Annotated in this window: 1 protein-coding gene; it reads right to left on the bottom strand. The window is 44.5% G+C overall.

The annotated features are described in order from the left end of the window. Positions 1-10: 10 nt before the first annotated feature. On the bottom strand, positions 11-548 hold a 538-nt coding region (locus R8O10_RS26980), incomplete at its 5' end, for an OmpA family protein (protein WP_318192193.1).

Below are 548 nucleotides of genomic sequence, written 5' to 3' on the forward strand. Positions count from 1 at the left end.
GTTTTCGTCATCATTGAACCTTAACCTTCTTTTGTTGAATCTGTTGTTGTACGTACATGGTGTTTTTTTCTATGGTGCGTTCGTTGTCTCTGACTAGGCGTAACGTCACACGTCGATTTTTTGCCTGACCAGCCGCTGTGCTGTTTTTTGCCGTTGGGTATCGTTCTCCATGAGCCCTGACTTCGATCATGCTTGGTTTTACACCGAGAGTAATCAACGTATCGGCCACTTGTTGAGCACGTAAACGTGATACCGAAAGGTTGGTAAGCCTTGGTCCAACATTGTCGGTATGGCCATCGATTAGCACTTTCGTCACTCGGTCATCAACAGAAAGATAGCTATAGAGCGCAGCTAACGTCTGTTGCTGATTCGCATTTAGTGTTTTCTGACCGAATTGAAAAGGCAAAACGATGTCTCTTGCTTGTGAGAACGAAAGTTTCGGTAGTCGCTCAAGACACGCATTAAATTCGCTCAGTGCCTTTTGAATTTGAATTGTTGGGATTCTTACTTCTGACAAAGCGGAAGCGTCTTTTCCTTCCAATACCAGC

It is taken from the genome of Vibrio sp. 1727 (assembly GCF_033344415.1).
GTDB lineage: Bacteria > Pseudomonadota > Gammaproteobacteria > Enterobacterales > Vibrionaceae > Vibrio > Vibrio alginolyticus.